This window comes from Microbacterium sp. ZW T6_19, from assembly GCF_044987465.1.
GTDB lineage: Bacteria > Actinomycetota > Actinomycetes > Actinomycetales > Microbacteriaceae > Microbacterium > Microbacterium natoriense_A.
On sequence record NZ_JBJDRH010000010.1, the window covers coordinates 56,220 to 71,400 of the forward strand.

General features: G+C 68.6%; 17 protein-coding genes. 7 read left to right on the plus strand and 10 right to left on the minus strand.

The window, feature by feature from the left end; genetic code table 11:
- Entirely contained in the window at positions 1-612 is a 612-nt protein-coding gene (locus ACI3KT_RS14970; RefSeq protein ID WP_292905280.1) for a GNAT family N-acetyltransferase, read from the plus strand.
- Here ACI3KT_RS14970 and ACI3KT_RS14975 read toward each other — a convergent pair.
- The 6 genes from ACI3KT_RS14975 to ACI3KT_RS15000 all read right to left on the minus strand — a co-directional run bounded on the left by ACI3KT_RS14975 (position 601) and on the right by ACI3KT_RS15000 (position 6,527).
- Positions 601-1,395: an ABC transporter ATP-binding protein gene (locus ACI3KT_RS14975; protein WP_404905262.1), complete on the minus strand. Its 795-nt coding sequence runs from the start codon at positions 1,393-1,395 to the stop codon at positions 601-603. The two genes, ACI3KT_RS14970 and ACI3KT_RS14975, sit on opposite strands and share 12 nt — an antisense overlap.
- Positions 1,392-2,183 (minus strand): ATP-binding cassette domain-containing protein, encoded by a 792-nt coding sequence (locus tag ACI3KT_RS14980; protein ID WP_404905265.1) that lies wholly within the window; start codon positions 2,181-2,183, stop codon positions 1,392-1,394. The genes ACI3KT_RS14975 and ACI3KT_RS14980 overlap by 4 nt, the downstream gene beginning before the upstream one ends.
- Positions 2,180-3,049, minus strand: coding sequence for an ABC transporter permease (locus ACI3KT_RS14985; RefSeq protein ID WP_404905268.1), 870 nt, complete (start codon positions 3,047-3,049; stop codon positions 2,180-2,182). Before ACI3KT_RS14985 ends, ACI3KT_RS14980 begins: the two co-directional genes overlap by 4 nt.
- On the minus strand, positions 3,046-3,996 hold the full coding sequence (locus ACI3KT_RS14990) for an ABC transporter permease (protein WP_404905271.1): 951 nt from the start codon (positions 3,994-3,996) through the stop codon (positions 3,046-3,048). The genes ACI3KT_RS14985 and ACI3KT_RS14990 overlap by 4 nt, the downstream gene beginning before the upstream one ends.
- A 7-nt stretch (positions 3,997-4,003) precedes the next feature.
- Positions 4,004-5,524 (minus strand): ABC transporter substrate-binding protein, encoded by a 1,521-nt coding sequence (locus tag ACI3KT_RS14995; protein ID WP_404905274.1) that lies wholly within the window; start codon positions 5,522-5,524, stop codon positions 4,004-4,006.
- A 91-nt stretch (positions 5,525-5,615) separates the two neighbouring features.
- A complete protein-coding gene (locus ACI3KT_RS15000) occupies positions 5,616-6,527 on the minus strand; it encodes an alpha/beta fold hydrolase (RefSeq protein ID WP_404905277.1) in 912 nt (303 codons plus the stop codon).
- Between the two features lie 171 nt (positions 6,528-6,698).
- On the opposite strand from ACI3KT_RS15000, the gene ACI3KT_RS15005 reads away from it, so the two are divergent.
- The 3 genes from ACI3KT_RS15005 to ACI3KT_RS15015 are packed head-to-tail and all read left to right on the plus strand — an operon-like array spanning position 6,699 to position 8,390.
- The gene (locus ACI3KT_RS15005; protein ID WP_292905266.1) at positions 6,699-7,175 is read left to right on the plus strand and encodes a carboxymuconolactone decarboxylase family protein; all 477 of its coding nucleotides are present in this window, start codon (positions 6,699-6,701) and stop codon (positions 7,173-7,175) included.
- Positions 7,172-7,891 (plus strand): tyrosine-protein phosphatase, encoded by a 720-nt coding sequence (locus ACI3KT_RS15010; protein ID WP_404905280.1) that lies wholly within the window; start codon positions 7,172-7,174, stop codon positions 7,889-7,891. Before ACI3KT_RS15005 ends, ACI3KT_RS15010 begins: the two co-directional genes overlap by 4 nt.
- A gap of 34 nt (positions 7,892-7,925) precedes the next feature.
- A complete protein-coding gene (locus ACI3KT_RS15015; RefSeq protein WP_292905262.1) occupies positions 7,926-8,390 on the plus strand; it encodes an SIP domain-containing protein in 465 nt (154 codons plus the stop codon).
- Here ACI3KT_RS15015 and ACI3KT_RS15020 read toward each other — a convergent pair.
- The 4 genes from ACI3KT_RS15020 to ACI3KT_RS15035 all read right to left on the minus strand — a co-directional run bounded on the left by ACI3KT_RS15020 (position 8,381) and on the right by ACI3KT_RS15035 (position 12,550).
- Positions 8,381-8,833, minus strand: coding sequence for a Fe-S oxidoreductase (locus ACI3KT_RS15020; RefSeq protein ID WP_292905260.1), 453 nt, complete (start codon positions 8,831-8,833; stop codon positions 8,381-8,383). The two genes, ACI3KT_RS15015 and ACI3KT_RS15020, sit on opposite strands and share 10 nt — an antisense overlap.
- The gene (locus ACI3KT_RS15025; protein ID WP_404905283.1) at positions 8,830-9,633 is read right to left on the minus strand and encodes an arginase family protein; all 804 of its coding nucleotides are present in this window, start codon (positions 9,631-9,633) and stop codon (positions 8,830-8,832) included. The genes ACI3KT_RS15020 and ACI3KT_RS15025 overlap by 4 nt, the downstream gene beginning before the upstream one ends.
- 63 nt (positions 9,634-9,696) lie before the next feature.
- Complete coding sequence (locus ACI3KT_RS15030) at positions 9,697-10,443, minus strand: PspA/IM30 family protein (RefSeq protein WP_292905256.1); 747 nt, start codon at positions 10,441-10,443, stop codon at positions 9,697-9,699.
- 55 nt (positions 10,444-10,498) lie between these two features.
- Positions 10,499-12,550, minus strand: a complete 2,052-nt coding sequence (locus ACI3KT_RS15035; protein ID WP_404905286.1) for a TPM domain-containing protein — start codon at positions 12,548-12,550, stop codon at positions 10,499-10,501.
- Between the two features lie 90 nt (positions 12,551-12,640).
- Between ACI3KT_RS15035 and ACI3KT_RS15040 the strand changes: the two genes are divergently transcribed.
- The 3 genes from ACI3KT_RS15040 (at position 12,641) to ACI3KT_RS15050 (ending at position 15,170) form a co-directional block, all read left to right on the plus strand.
- Entirely contained in the window at positions 12,641-13,483 is an 843-nt protein-coding gene (locus ACI3KT_RS15040; RefSeq protein WP_404905289.1) for a DUF3097 domain-containing protein, read from the plus strand.
- 74 nt (positions 13,484-13,557) lie between these two features.
- The gene (gene trmB / locus ACI3KT_RS15045) at positions 13,558-14,283 is read left to right on the plus strand and encodes a tRNA (guanosine(46)-N7)-methyltransferase TrmB (protein WP_404905292.1); all 726 of its coding nucleotides are present in this window, start codon (positions 13,558-13,560) and stop codon (positions 14,281-14,283) included.
- Positions 14,280-15,170 (plus strand): CPBP family intramembrane glutamic endopeptidase, encoded by an 891-nt coding sequence (locus ACI3KT_RS15050; RefSeq protein WP_404905295.1) that lies wholly within the window; start codon positions 14,280-14,282, stop codon positions 15,168-15,170. The genes trmB and ACI3KT_RS15050 overlap by 4 nt, the downstream gene beginning before the upstream one ends.
- The last annotated feature ends 11 nt before the right edge of the window (positions 15,171-15,181 follow it).

A 15,181-nucleotide genomic window follows, 5' to 3' on the forward strand; every position in this document is an offset into this window, starting at 1 on the left:
ATGCAGTTCGAACCCGGCGATCGACGTCGCGTGCTGCCGCGTCATCTTCGCCCCGCTGCGGTCCCCGAGGTGTTCGCCTACGCGATCAGGCCCGCTCGAGCGTCCGATCTCCCGCACATCCGGGAGATCTACAACCACTTCGTGAGCAACTCCGTCGTCACCCTCGATGAGGGGCGCAGCAGCATTCCGTACTGGCGCGAGAAGTTCGCTCTGCTCGCCAGGCTGCAGCTGCCGTTCCTCGTCGCCGTCTCACCGGGAGGCGTCGTGCTCGGATACGCGGTCGCGCAGCCCTGGGCGGGCAAGAACGCCTACCGGTACACGGTCGAGGATTCGATCTACCTGGGTCCGGGAGCCGGCGGCAAGGGGCTGGGAGCAGTCCTCCTGAAGGCGCTGATCGACGCGTGCGAGCAGCGCGGCATCCGCGAGATGGTCGCGGTGATCAGCGACAGCAAGGCGGAGGCGTCCATCCGGCTGCACGCGAAGCTGGGCTTCGTCGAGGCGGGGCGGATGGGACGCGTCGGCCACAAGTTCGGGCGCGAGCTCGGAACGATCTACATGAAGAAGGCTCTGAAGCCGGTGCGGCGGCGGAAGCTGTTCGGGTCAGGTCGCTGAGTCCGGAATCACCGGGATCGCCGCGAGCAGCGTCTGCGTGTACTCCTCCCGAGGATGCCGCAGAACTTCCTCGGTGGTTCCGCGCTCGACGATCCGACCGTCTTTCATGACGACCACCGCATCGCACAGGTTCTGCACGACGCCGATGTCGTGCGACACCATCACGAGTGTGAGTCCGGTGGTGCGGCGCAACTCGATCAGGAGGTCGAGGATCTGCGCACGGACGGTGACGTCGAGCGCTGACAGCGGCTCGTCGCCGACGAGGATGCCGGGGCGATGCACGATGGCGCGAGCGAGGGCGATGCGCTGGCGCTGGCCACCCGAGAACTCATGCGGATAGCGATCGGCCATGTCGGGTTCCAGCCCGACCTGTTCGAGGACCTCCCGGATCCTCGCCGCGTGATCCTCCTCGATGCGCAGCGCCCACAGCGGTTCGCCGATGATCTGCGCCGCGCTCATCCGGGGGTCCAGCGACGCGTAGGGGTCCTGGAAGACGAGTCCGGTCTGGCGGCGCAGCCAGTGCAGTGATCGGGCGGATGCCGTGGCATCCACTGCGCGACCGTCGACCGACACCGTTCCCTTCGTCGGACGGTCGAGTCCGAGGATCAGCTTGACCAGGGTGGACTTTCCGGAGCCCGACTCGCCGATGATCCCGACCGATGACCCCTCGACGATGTCGAGATCGGTCGGCGCGAGCGCAGTCTGAGTGCGGCCGCGCTCCCATGCCGAACGCTTCGGCACAGCGAACTCGCGGCTGAGGCCGCGGGTCTCGATCAGGCTCATTCCGGCCTCCCGTCTGGGCGCCACAGTGTCGCGGTCGCGTCGCGCAGCAGACCCTGGGTGATCGGCGACGACGGCGCCGTGAGAAGAGTCCGGACGGATGCCGCCTCGACGACGCGGCCGTGTTCGAGCACGACGCCGTCGGTCGCGACCTGGGCGAGCACCGCGAGGTCGTGGGTGATGAACATGAGCGACATGCCCTCGTTCTCGACCAGGTCCATCAGCAGCTTCAGGATCTCGGCCTGGATCGTGACGTCGAGTGCGGTGGTCGGCTCGTCGGCGATCAGGAGCTTGGGGCGGCACGCGAGGGCCATCGCGATCGCGACCCTCTGTCGCTGGCCCCCTGACAGCTGGTGCGGATAGCGATCGACGATCCGCTCCGGATCCGGCAGGCGCACGCGCGCGGCCTCGGCGATGGCTCGCTCACGCGCTTCCCGGCGTCCTATGCCGGTGTGGATGCGGATCGACTCGGCGATCTGCCGGCCGACCGTGCGGATCGGATTCAGTGCCGTGCGCGGCTCCTGGAACACGATGCCGATGTCGTCGCCGCGCAGCGCCGCGAGTCCGCGGTCGGGCATGCCGAGCAGTTCGGTGCCGTTCCAGCGGATGCTGCCGCTCGCGCGCGCCCCGTCGGGCAGCAGCCCGAGGATCGCGAGCGCGGTGAGGGACTTCCCCGATCCCGACTCGCCGATCAGACCGAGCTTCGCCCCGTCGGGCACGTCGAACGAGATCCCGTCGACGACGCGGCGCCCGTCGATCTCGATCGCGAGTCCTTCGACCGTGAGGCTCATGCGACCACCCCCGGTGTGTGCACTTCGGCCGCGCGGTGGCGCAGCGTGGGGTCGGTGGCTTCCCGCAGACCGTCACCGAGGAGGTTGAGGGCCAGCACGCTGAGCGTGATAGCGAGCCCGGGCCAGATGACCGAGAGCGGATGGACGCCGATGTAGCGCTGCAGGTCTGCGAGCAGCAGGCCCCAGCTGGGCTCTGTGACCGAGGCGCCGAAGCCGAGGTAGGAGAGCCCGGCTTCGGCGAGCACGGCGACCGCCATCGACCACGACAGCTGCACGATGAACACCGGGGCCACGTTGGGAAGCAGGTGCCGCAGAAGATTCTGGCTCGTCGTGAGTCCGGATGCGCGCGCGGCGAGAACGAAGTCGCTCTGCTGCACCCGACGCAGCTCGGGACGCGTGACGCGGGCGATGTTCACGCCGAAGCCGATTCCGACCGACCAGATCACGACCCAGAGCGAGCCGCCCCACACGGAGGAGATCATCATGGCGATGAGCAGCACGGGGAAGGCGATGAGAATGTCCACGAGCACCGCGATCGTCTCGCGCAGCCATCGTGCGGTGAGTGCGCCGATCGAGGCCAGGACGACGCCGACGAGCGTGGCCACGACCCCCGCTCCGATGCTCACGAAGACCGTGGTGCGGGCACCCGCCATGATCAGACTGAGGATGTCCCGGCCGGTGTCGTCGGTGCCGAGCAGGTGCGGCCAGGTCGGCGGCAGCCAGCGGTCTCTGATCTCCGAGGCCTGGGGGTCGAACGGCGTCCACAGCAGCGAGACGAGGGCGAGCAGCGCCGTGACGGACACGACGATCAGGCCGAAACGGCCCGTCGAGGTGGCCCACAGGCGGTGCAGCCAGCGGGGGATCATGCGGCCTCCCGCTGCCGGGGGTCGATGGCGCGGTGCAGCAGGTCGACGAGGAACCCGACGACCAGCACGAATCCGGTGAGCACCAGCAGCTCGCTCTGCACCTTGATCAGGTCGCGCGTGCCGACGTCTGCGACCAGCATCCGCCCGATGCCGGGGAGCGTGAACAGCTGTTCGATGACGACCGAGCCGACGATGATGCCGGCGATCTGCAACCCGAGCACCGTGATGATCGACAACCCGACGGCGGGGATGCCGTGCTGGACCAGCGCCCGGGTGCGGGTGAGACCCTTGGCAGCGGCCGTGCGGACGAAGTCCTGGCCTGCGGCCTGCAGGGTCGCGCTTCGTACGAAGCGCATGAGCATGGCGCCCTCGACGATGCCGATAGTGAGGGCGGGGAGGATCAACGATTCGAGAGCCTTCCCCGGGGTGGACCAGCCGGTTCGGGGGAATCCCTGAGGCGGCAGCCATCCCAGCCACACGGAGAACACGACGATCAGCATCATGCCCGCCCATACGACGGGAACAGCGGCCAGGGCCTGTGCTCCGACGCTGAGCGCGGTGCCCGCACGGCGCCCGCGCTGCAGTGCGGAGAGCACGCCGAAGGGAACGGCGATCAACATCGCGATCAGCAGCGCGAGAAGCCCGAGCGGGACCGTGACCTGAGCCTTGAGGGCGAGTTCTTCGCCGACCGACGCCCCCGAGAGAAGCGAAGTGCCGAGATCCCCGTGCAGGATGCCGCCGATCCATTCGGCGTACTGCTGAGGCAGCGGCCGATTCAGCCCCAGGGACTCCCGAAGCGCCTCGACCTCGGCGGCGGATGCCTGCGTGCCCGCGATGAGCTGGGCCACGTCTCCGGGGAAGACGCGGAGAGTGAGGAAGATGAGCACGCTCGACACGAGGAGCCCTGCGATCAGCAGGGCTCCTCGGACGAGCGCGTAGCGGAGCAAATCGCGGCTATTTCTCGGAGCTGACGGTGACGCCCGCCAGGTCGATGCGCGAGTTGATCGAGTCCTTCGGGAAGCCGGAGACCAGCGGGCTGACCGCCGTGATCGTCTCACCGTTGTAGAGCCAGTCGGCGGCGTGGTCCTCCGACACGATCTTCGCCGCCTGCGCCAGCAGCTTCGCCGACTCATCGGCATCGACCGTCTCCAGCGCCTTCGTGTACAGGCTCTGCACCTCGGGGTTGTCGTAGCCGAAGTAGTAATCGGGGTTGGCGAAGTTGCCGAAGTCGCGCGGCTCGACGTGCAGCACGAAGCTCAGGTCGTAGTCATGGTTCGTGTACACGTCTTCGAGCCAGGCGGGGAACTCGACGGAGTCGACGTCGAGCGTGACGCCTACCTTCGCGAAGTCCGAGATGAGCACCTTGGGGACGGTCGTGCCGTAGAACGCCGGAATCGTCAGAGTGAGTTCGAGGTCTTCCTGGCCGGCCTCCTTGAGAAGCGCTTTGGCCTTCTCCGGGTCGTAGGAGATCACGTCGGACAGGTCCTGGTATCCGGGGTCGAGCTCGGGGATCGGACCGTACAGAGTCGTGCCTGCGCCGACCGCCTCCACGAGTGCTTCGTGGTCGATGGCGAGCCGCAGCGCCTCGCGCACCCGGACGTCGTCGAGAGGCGCCTTGGCGTTGTTGAAGGCCAAGGTCGCCTTGTCGGTCGTGCGGCCGGTCGTGAGCGTGAAGTCGGTGCCCTCGAACTCCGTGACGAGGTTCGGGTCGACGGCGGTGAGCACCTGCACGCCGCCATCGAGCGCTGTGTTCACGCCCGCCGTGAAGTCGGGGATGTACTGGAACTCGACCTCTGCGACCCCGGCCTTCTCGCCCCAGTACGAGTCGTTGCGCGCGAACGTGATCGCGCTGCCCTTGTTCCACCGGGTGAGCGTGAAGGGACCGGTGCCGTTCTCTGCCGTCTTGAGGTCGGTGGTGTCGCCGGTCTGGAACACCAGACCGGCGGGGCCGGTGAGTGCGAAGAGGAAGTTCTGGTTCGGCTTGTTCAGCACGATCTGGACGGTCGCGGCATCGGGAGCGGTGATGGATGCGACATCGGCGAACTCCGCGTTCCCCTGCACGGTGGCGTCGGTGCGGACCGCTTCGTACGACGCGACCACGTCGGCGGAGGTGAGCGCCGTTCCGCTGTGGAAGGCGATGCCGTCGTTCAGCGTGAACGTGTAGGTCAGGCCGTCGGAGGAGACTTCGTAGTCCGACGCGAGGCGTCCCTCGATCTCGTTGTCTTCCGTGCGGCTGACCAGCCCCTCGTAGATGTTGTCGATGAGGATCTGCTCGAGGGCGGCGCCACTGGTGTGACGGATGTCGAGGTTGGTGGGCTCGAGTACCAGGCCGACCTGCAGCGTGGCATCGGGATCGGGCTTTCCGGTGGATGTCGCCTCCGGTTCGGGAGCGGCGGAACCGGTGCAGGCGCTGAGGATCACGGCGGTGGCCGCGATCGCCGAGATCAGCGCGATTCGTCGGGTGCGACGGAACATGGGGTTTCCTCTCGGTCGGCAGGTGCTGTGTGCCGGTGGGTCGAGCCTAGGGATCGGGTGAGCGGGTACGGGTCGGGAACGGAACGGAAGGTCACAAAACAGCGGAGACGAGGGCGGCGAGCTCGGCGGGGGCGGTCTCCTGCACATTGTGAGTGGCGTTCACAGTGATCGCGCGCGCGGCGGGGACGCGGCGCAGGAACTCGTCGGCATCCGCTTCGCTGACGAAGCCGCCCGTCGCCCTGACCAGAGTGATCGGCGCAGACACCTCCGCGAGATCCGCCCATCCGGTCTCGTGCAGGACCGAGGGCGCTGCGGCGCTTCCCGCATCGTGTGCGGCGAGAGCCTGTGCGGCGAGATGCGCGAAATGATGCTTCCACTCGATGCGACCGTCCGGGCGGACACGCGTGTTGAGGAAGACGCCGCGCTCCGTCTCAGGGCGGGTGCCGCCGAACCCGAGAGAGATCGCCTTGTCGACGAGTTCCTCACGCGTGGCGAAGTCGGTCGGGCCCTCGTAGAAGGCGCGAAGCGCCGCAGGGCCGGCGGTGACGTCGATCCCGGGGGTGATGTCGACCACGATGATCTCGGACACGAGGTCAGGACGCGACGCGGCGAGGGCGGCGGCGGTGAGTCCGCCCAGCGACTGCCCGACGACGACCTGCGGATGCGTGGTCCACGCATCGAGCGCCAGGGCGACGTCGGCGGCGAGCGGGCGGGCGGTGTACTCGGCATCGCCTCGCCAGGAGGAGTCGCCGTGGCCGGCCAGGTCTATCGCGAGTAGCGGTCGCTGCAGCGCGAGCGCCGTGGTGTCCCACGTGTGGGCGTTGAGTCCCGCGCCGTGCAGGAGGGTGACCTGCGGGGATTCCGTGCCGAAGCGCAGAGCGCTCAGGGTCCGGCCGTCGGGGAGTTCGAGAGAGAGCCGTTCGACACGGGGGAGCGGAACCCCGAGTACCTCGGCCTGCGCGGGAAGATAGCTGAACTCGCTGATGTCGATCACCACCTGCATATTCTGCTCCCGACATGTTGCTCAGACGAAACCGTGGAGCAATCCGGCAAGCGAATTGTGACTACTGTTTCCATATATGCAATTTGATTGCCGGCGTTACTGTGCAATTCGCATTCTGGGGGTGTCCGTTCCGCAGGCCGCCGCCTACGGCGGGGCGAATATCATTGAGGCATGAGCGAGACGCGAGTGCACCTCTCCAAGACCGAACCGGCCGCCTATCACGCCCTCGACGAGTTCTCGAAGACCGTCGGCGACATCTGCGCGGCGAACGGCATCGACGACCGGCTCAAGGAGCTGGTCATGCTCCATTGCTCTCAGCTCAACGGATGCAGCTTCTGCACCCGCATCCACGTCGACCGTGCGCTCAAAGCGGGCCTCGACGCGGATGAGCTCATGCAGATCGCCGCCTGGCGCGAGAGCGGCGTCTTCACGGAACGCGAGCGCGCCGCTCTGGAACTGGCCGAGGCCTTCACCTTCATCGCCGAGGACGGGATCTCCGACGAGGTCTACGACCGGGTCGGCAGCGTCTTCACCGAGAAGGAGTATGCGGCACTGAGCTGGGCGTGCGTGTCGATCAACGCGTTCAACCGGATCGTCATCGCGGGGCGCTACCCGGTGCCTCCGCGCTCGCCGCAGGCGCAGGTATGACGGTCCTCGACGTCGAGGGAGTCGCGAACGTCCGGGACGTCGGCGGCATCCCCGCCGCGGGCGGCCGGATCCGGGCGGGCGTACTGCTGCGCTCGGGGCAGCTGTCGGGCGCGACGCCCGCAGGTGCGAGTGCCCTGAGCGAACGGGTCTCGCACATCGTCGACCTGCGCGACGGTGAGGAGATCGCGGCTGAGCCGACCGAGATCGTCGGCCCCGCGACCACGCATCTGCCGCTGTTCCTCGGTTCCGTGCGCTCGTTCTTCGAAGCCGACACGAGCCTCGACGACCTCTATCTTCATCTGCTCGAGGAGAGCGGGGAGCGTCTCGTGGAGGCGATCCGGATCGTCGCCACCGGTGAGGCGACGCTCGTGCACTGCACGGTAGGGAAGGACCGCACCGGCGTCACCGTGGCCCTCGCGCTCGCGGCGGTCGATGCCGACCGTGAGGCGATCATCGCCGACTACGCCCTCACCGAATCGCAGCTGCCGAGGGAGCGGACTCAGCGCATCGCCGCGTACCTGCGTGCGCAGCATCCCGAAGCGGTGCACGCTGTCGCTCTCGCGACCCAGTCACCGGCTCGCGTGATGCGCGCCCTCCTCGAGAAGGTCGACGAGCGATGGGGATCGGCCGCCGGTTATCTCCGCACGAACGGGATGACGCATGCCGAACTGGATTCCCTGAGGGCGGCGCTGGTCGAACCCGCAACGCAAGGTTAGGCAAGCCTTGGCTGGGTGATACGATAGAGACATCATGAGCACCTCTCTCGACACTCGCAGCACACGCGCGGAGCGCCGCGCGGCACGTCGCCGTGCGCATCATCTGGTGACGGCCGATGAGAGTTCGCTGCTCGAGCTCGAGGCGTTCCTCGCGACGCTGCCGCTGTGCGCGTCGGGACGGATCTTCATCGAGGTGCCGGAGTCCGCAGACATCTCACGTGTCGAGGCGCCCGGTCGCATGACCGTGACCTGGCTCGCCCGCGGTGAGCGCTCCGGCGCCCCCGGCACCGGCCGAGCGTGCGCGCCGGGCGAGGCGCTGGCGCGGGCGACCTGCGCCTGGGCCGACGAGATGCTGTGCGATGACGAGGTCGAGACGCACGTCACGCTGCTCGGCGGATTCCTGGGCACGGCGGACATCGTCGACCACCTGACCTCTGAGCTGGGTGTCCAGCCGACGCAGATCCGGGTCCCCGAGCGCTTCGGCTTGCTTCAGCGCTGACGATCGGCGCCGGAGCGGCGGACGTAGTTGCCGTCCTCCAGCCCTGCTTCGATCTCGAAGCGGTTGCGCAGCGGGTCGCGGCCGGCGAACAGGTACAGGACCGGCATCAGGAACCCGTACCGCAGCCACTGCGCCTTGTGCACGGCCTCGTGTCGCAGGATGGCGTCGCTGGGCCTGGCGTCGCCCGTGAGGAAGCACCCGCCCACGCAGACACCGCCGCGGTTGTACGTCCAGCCCGGCATGCCGCGGAAGATCCAGAGCCCATTGCGCCGTTCCACAGGTCCGGTGCTCCACATCGATCCCCAGACCCACCCGACCGCAGTGCCCCACCAGTAGCCGATCCGGCTGAGGGGAGAGCGCAGGAGGAACGACGGGATGCGCCGGTCGACACGGCGTCCGCGTGCGAGAGCGGCCTCTGCCGCAGGGCGCCAGTCGTCGGTCACGCCACGGCACCGACGAGTCGGAGAAGAGCGCCGAGATCGTCGACGGCGTCGGCGGGCGTGCGCGGCGCGAAGCCCGAGATCGTGGCACCGGCCAGAGGCACGCGGTCGCGCAGCCGGCGGATCGCGGTGCTCAACGCCGACGTGGTGAGGCCGAAAGGCGCGGCCTCCGACACCCCGGACAGCTCGGCCGGGTCGAGCACGTCGACGTCGATGTGCACCCACACCCTGCGAGCACCGGTCGCCGCGACGGCATCGGCGACAGCATCCGCCGAATCGAGATCTGAGACGGAGAGCGAGGTCAGCCCGTCGACCTGTGCGACTTCTTCATCGTCGAGGTTGCGCATGCCCACCGTGATGACCCGATCGCGCGGAACTCCCGGTGAGAGCGCCAGCTGAGGCTCTCCTTCGCCGAGTACGGCGCGCAGAGCCATCCCGGAGAACGCGCCCGAAGGTGAGGACTCGGGGGTGTTCATATCGGCGTGGGCGTCGCACCAGACGACCGCGAGGTCGTCTGTGCCGCCTGGGAGCGCCGCGAGAGCGGCGGCGGTGACGCTGCAGTCGCCGCCGATCACCACGGTGTCGGCGGTCATCGCCTCGGCGACGAGCTCACGAGTTCGCAGCAGCGAGCTCAGCCGGCGTACGCCGGTGCCCAGAGACTCACCCGCCTCGACCGGGACGTCGAGCACCGTCGTCGCCGCGCGCGGCAGATCTCCGGCGATCGCGGTGGCTCCGTCGACGAGGAGCATTGCCCTGGTGGCGGGGGAGCCCTGCCACTGCGGGACGACGAGGAAACGCACCACGGGTGCCTCCAGAGGGAAAGAGCGGATGCCCCGGACCACGGTCCGAGGCATCCGCAGGGTGTGTCAGGAGCCTTCGATGGCCTGCTGCGGAGCGGCGGTGCCGCCCGCCTTGAGCTCCGCGAGGCGTGCCTCCACCTCGGTGAGCTCACCGAGGTCCTCGAGGCTCTCGAACTGCGCGTCGAGGCTGGATGCCGCAAGCTCGGCCTTGCCCTGAGCAAGAGCCTCCTGGCGGCGGACCTTGTCTTCGAAACGGCCCAGTTCGCTGGTCGGGTCGAGCACGTTGATCGAGCCGACCGCGTCCTGCACCTTGGTCTGAGCCTCGGCGACCTTCGCGCGAGCCAGCAGCTCGCTGCGCTTGGTCTTCAGCTCGCCGAGCTTCTCCTTCATGCCGTTGAGGCCCGACTTGAGCTTGTCGACGATCTCGGTCTGCGACGCGATCTGCGGCTCCGCCGCCGACGCCTCGCGCTCCGAGCTGATCTGGCGCTGCAGCGCGATCTTGGCGAGACTGTCGAACTTGTCTGCATCCGCCGCGTTGCCCGCGGTGCGCATCTCGTCGGCCTTGCGGCTCGCGGCGAGCGCCTTGTTGCCCCACTCGGTCGCCGACTGGACGTCTTCCTCGTGGTCGCGCTCGAGCAGGCGCAGGTTGCCGATGGTCTCCGCGATCGCCGACTCTGCATCGGCGATGTTGTTCGTGTAGTCGCGGACGAGCTGGTCGATCATCTTCTGCGGGTCCTCGGCGGAGTCGAGGAGCGCGTTGATGTTCGCGCGGACGAGGGTCGAGATTCGTCCGAAGATGGACTGCTTGGTCATGCGGTTTCCTTTCAGAGGGTCCTGCTTGAGATCTTCACTTATGCGCCTATGGAAATCAGAAGCGTCCGCCGCCGGAGCGCCCGGATCTACCGCCGCCGCCTCCGCCGCCGAAGCCAGAGCTGCGGAAACCGCTGCTCCCGCCGGAGCGCCACCCGCTGCGGCTAGATGATCCGCCTCCGCCGCCACCACCGGACAGCAGGCCGCCGATGATGCCGCCGAGGATGTCGCCGCCGAGGCCGGAGCCGCTTGAACGGGAGCCCCCGAAGGGGTCGCCGCCCCAACCGCCACCCGAGGAGTACGAGGAGACGTCGGACTGGGCGTAGGAGCTGGCCTGCCGAGCGAGTTCCAGCGCGTTCTGGGCGACGGCGAGCGCCTGCTCGGGGTTCGCGGTTCGCAGTCCCAGCGCTTCGCTGAGCCCCGCTTCGGCCTGTGAGAGGCGTGTCCGGGCGGTGCTGCCGACGGTGCCACGTCGCGTCTCGATGAAGTCCCTCGTCGATCGGACCTGCGCGTCGGCCTGGGCGAGAGTCTGCTCGAGCATCTGCTGCGTGCGCCGAGCGCGCTCGATGCTCTCCCGCCCCTGGGCGATGGCCGCGTCGATCTGCGTGTTCGCCGCGGTGAGGGCCTCCAGCACACGCTGCGGGCTGCGGGAGTCCCCGGTCAGGTTCGCCTGCGCCTGCTGCAGCTGCTGCTGCACGTTCGCAGCGGCCTGGGCGGTGGCGCCGGCGGCGTCTGGGAGCTGTTGCGCAGTCGCGACATCGCCCTGCAGATCGGACATGAGCGTCCGCGCCTGGGACTCGATCGCGGCGAGATCGGCGCCGAGGGTCGTGATCGCGGCGGCGAGCTGACCCGCTTGGGCGACGGCCTGTTCGGCCGTGCGGATCGCGAAGGCGGCATCACCGGTCTTGCCTGTCGTGATGGCCTGGGCCGCGGCTTCGATCGACCTGTCGGCGAGAGCGATGCGCTCCTGCGCCTGGGCCGGATTGTCTGCGACGGTGCTCAGCGCGGCGGGGTCGTACTCGGCGGCGAGCGCTGCGAGAGCGGGAGCCGCGCTCGCGAGCACTGGCTGCAGCGCGGTGCGCTCGGCCCGTACGCGATCGAGCTCCTGGGGGGCGTTCTCCTGAAGCCTGCGCAGGGCGTCGAAGGCCTCGGTGTTGTCATCGAGCACGTCGTCGATCTCGTCGCAGAGCTGGATGATGCGGATGTGCCACGCGCGGCGGTCGTAGACGGTGTCTTCGATCTCGTCGTCGAGCTTCTGCTTGATGTCGAACGCCTCCGACATCTTCGTCTTCGCTGCTTCGATCGCCACGGAGAACTCGGATGTGGCGCTCTCGCCGAACTGCGCGACCGCGAACCCGAGCTCCTCCTTGCTGGAGGTCAGCGCGTCGTCGGCCCGCACGAGTGCGGCGCCGGCCTGCGTCTGGACCTGCTCATCGGTGAGGGTCGAGAACGGGTCGTTCGGGTCGGGCTTCTCCGGCATGGCGCCTCGCCGGCGCGCCTCGGCGTTGCGTCGGCCGCGCGCGATCAAGGCGACGATGAGCCAGACCAGCAGCGCGGCGACGACGATCCCGCCGATGATCAGGAACACTCGGACCGCACCGGCCCCGCCGTCTCCCTGGATCTCGTCTGCCGCGAGGATGATCGCGCCGTCCCAGTCGTCCTGGGCGAGAAGGGGCTGGATCTTCTCCTCGACGTCGTCGAGCTTGCCCTCGCTGAGCGGTCCGCCCTGCGCGGCGGAGATGTAGTAGCTGCGCCCTTCGACCGCGATCGCGAGGAGGTACTGCTCGGGGCCGAGGTTGTTGTTCTGTGCGACGGCATCAGCCCATGCCACGTAGTCGGACGGCGAGGTGAAGTCGTCGACGAGCACCACGAACAGATCCGCCGTGGAGTTCTCGGTCAGCGTCTGCAGACGAGCCTCGACCTCTTTCTTCTCAGCCGAGCTGAGGACGCCGGCTTCGTCGGTGACGTAGCCCTGGTCGAGCTGAACGGGGTCGGTCGCCGATGCCGCTGAGGCAGAGAGCAGCCCCGCGACGAGCGCCGTCATCACTGCGACCAGCGCGAGCCAGCGAGTCCTCATGTGCGTCCCTCCGACCGGCAGCCGTGCCCCCATGCGTCGAGTCTATGCACACACGACGACACGCGACAGCATCCGGGCGCTGATGGGCGTTCGCCCTCAGCGCAGACACATACGCTGGAGAGCATGGACGACAGGTATGGATCGGATGTGCTCGCCGCCGGGTGGCGGGAGCGCGCCGCGAAGCCGGTGCCCGAGGTGCCCGCCGAGCTCGATCTCGTGGTCGAGGTCGCCGGCGACGGCTACTGCGGCGCCGTGACCAAGGTGCAGGCCGGCAATGTCGAACTCGAAGACTGGAAGGGGCGCACACGCCTGTTCCCGTTGGGAGGCGGGTTTCTCGTCGAGGGGAAGCCCGTGAAGCTCGTCCCGCCGAAGGCGGCGCAGCAGGGGCCGAGGCGGACGGCATCCGGATCGTTCGTCGTCGCGGATCAGCGCGCGCGCACCGCGCTTCCCAGCCGGATCCTCGTCGAGGGCAAGCACGACGCCGAGCTCGTGGAGAAGGTGTGGGGAGCCGATCTCCGCGTCGAAGGCGTCGTCGTCGAGTTTCTGCAGGGAGTCGATCTGCTCGACGCCCTCCTCGACGCCGAGCCGCCGAGCGCGACCAGGCGCTACGGCGTGCTCGTGGACCATCTCGTGCCCGGAACCAAGGAGTCCCGGATCGCGGATGCCGTCGCGCGCGGGCCGCACGGGCGCCACATCCGCATCGTCGGGCATCCCTTCGTCGACGTCTGGCAGTGCGTGACTCCGAAGGCCCTCGGCATCGCGAGATGGCCGGAGATCCCACGCGGCACCGACTGGAAGACGGGCATCTGCCGCGCATTCGGCTGGCCCTACGAGACCCAGGCCGACACGGGGCTCGCCTGGCAGCGCATCCTGTCGAAGGTGCGCACCTATCGCGATCTCGAGCCTGCGCTGCTGGGTCGCGTCGAGGAGCTGATCGATTTCGTCACGGAGCCGGCAGACCGCTGAGCAGGCCCGTCGACGGGTTCCCGGACCTCCTCGGGGTTGCTGAGCCGGTCGGAGCGCCCCGGTACCCTGGAACAATGCCCGAACCCCGCACTTTCCGCGACGAACCGGTGTCCTTCGTGCGCCGCAGCGGCCGGATGTCCGACGCGCAGGAGCGCGCCTTCGCAGAACTCGCTGCGCACTACCTGCTCGACGTGCCGAGAGACGTCGCCTGGACTTCCGTGCATCCCGAGGCCCGGCTGGATCCGGCATCCGAGTACGGCCGCGAGGCGGACCTCTTCGTCGAGATCGGCTCAGGGCAGGGGCACGCGATCGTGGCGGCCGCGTCGTCCCGCCCCGACGACGACTTCCTCGCCGTCGAAGTGTTCCGCGCCGGCCTCGCCCGCACCATGCTCGACGCCGACAGGTCCGGAGCCCACAACCTCCGTGTCGTCGAGGCGAACGCGCCCGAGGTGCTCTCCTCATATCTGCCGGAAGGCGCGGCGGCCGAGGTGTGGATCTTCTTCCCCGATCCATGGCACAAGAAAAAGCACACCAAGCGTCGCCTCGTGCGCGACGGCTTCGGCGCGACCGCGGCTCGTGCGCTCCGCGACGGCGGTCTGCTGCGTCTCGCGACCGACTGGGAGGAGTACGCGGTGCAGATGCGCGAGGTGCTGGACGCCGATCCTCTGTTCGAGCGGGCGTTCGAGGGGGAGTGGGCAGAACGCTTCGAGGGTCGTGTCATGACCGCTTTCGAGCGCAAGGGCATCACCAAGGGCCGGGACATCCGCGATCTCGTCTACCGGAGGACACCGCGCGCATGAGCGGCGTGCGGCGTGACGCAGCCGTCTGGCCCGGCCTCGCGTCCGCTCTGATCGTGTGCGCCGCAGCGCCCGCGTTCTTCGTGCTGCAGATCGCCTGGCTCGGCTGGGTACTGCTCGCCGTGGGCATCGGCGCCGCCTGGTTCATCGAACGGGGCCGCAGCCGACAGGGGGAGGTCGTGAGCATGGGGGCGCGCCGCTCGACGGCACGGGCGATCGGCATCCGTCAGGAGCCATCGCTCACCCGCGATCTCGCGCTGATCGCGCTGGGTCTTCTGATCGTGAGCGTCATCCCGCTGGCCGCCGAGCTCGACAACCCCGCCATGCTGCGGTTCACCCTGGCGCTCGGAGGAGCAGTGGCCGCGCCGTATCTCGTGTCGCGATACGTCTTCCGCGACCGCGCGATCAGCTTCCCGTGGCGCGCCCGGCGCCCGTGGGGCCGGTTGCAGTGGAGCTGGCTCATCGCCGTGCTGATCCTGGGCTGGCTGATCCTCCCGTTCTACTTCATCACCAGCGGCGTCTACCAGAACTGGCCCGTCGTCGACTCGCCCGAGCTGATCGCGCGTCTGTTCGTGGGCGTGGGCGCGGTCGGCATCTGGGACGAGCTGTTCTTCATCTGCACGGTGTTCGCTCTGCTGCGCCGGCATTTTCCGGATGCTCTCGCCAACGCACTGCAGGCGATCGTGTTCGTGTCGTTCCTCTGGGAACTGGGCTATCGTGCGTGGGGGCCCGTGCTGACGATCCCGTTCGCGCTGCTGCAGGGGTTCATCTTCCTGCGCACGCACTCGCTCGCCTACGTCGTCACGGTGCATCTGCTCTTCGACGCGGTGGTGTTCGCTGTGCTCGTGCATGCGCACAATCCGGGCCTGCTGCCGATCTTCCTGGTGTGAGGGCCCGGATG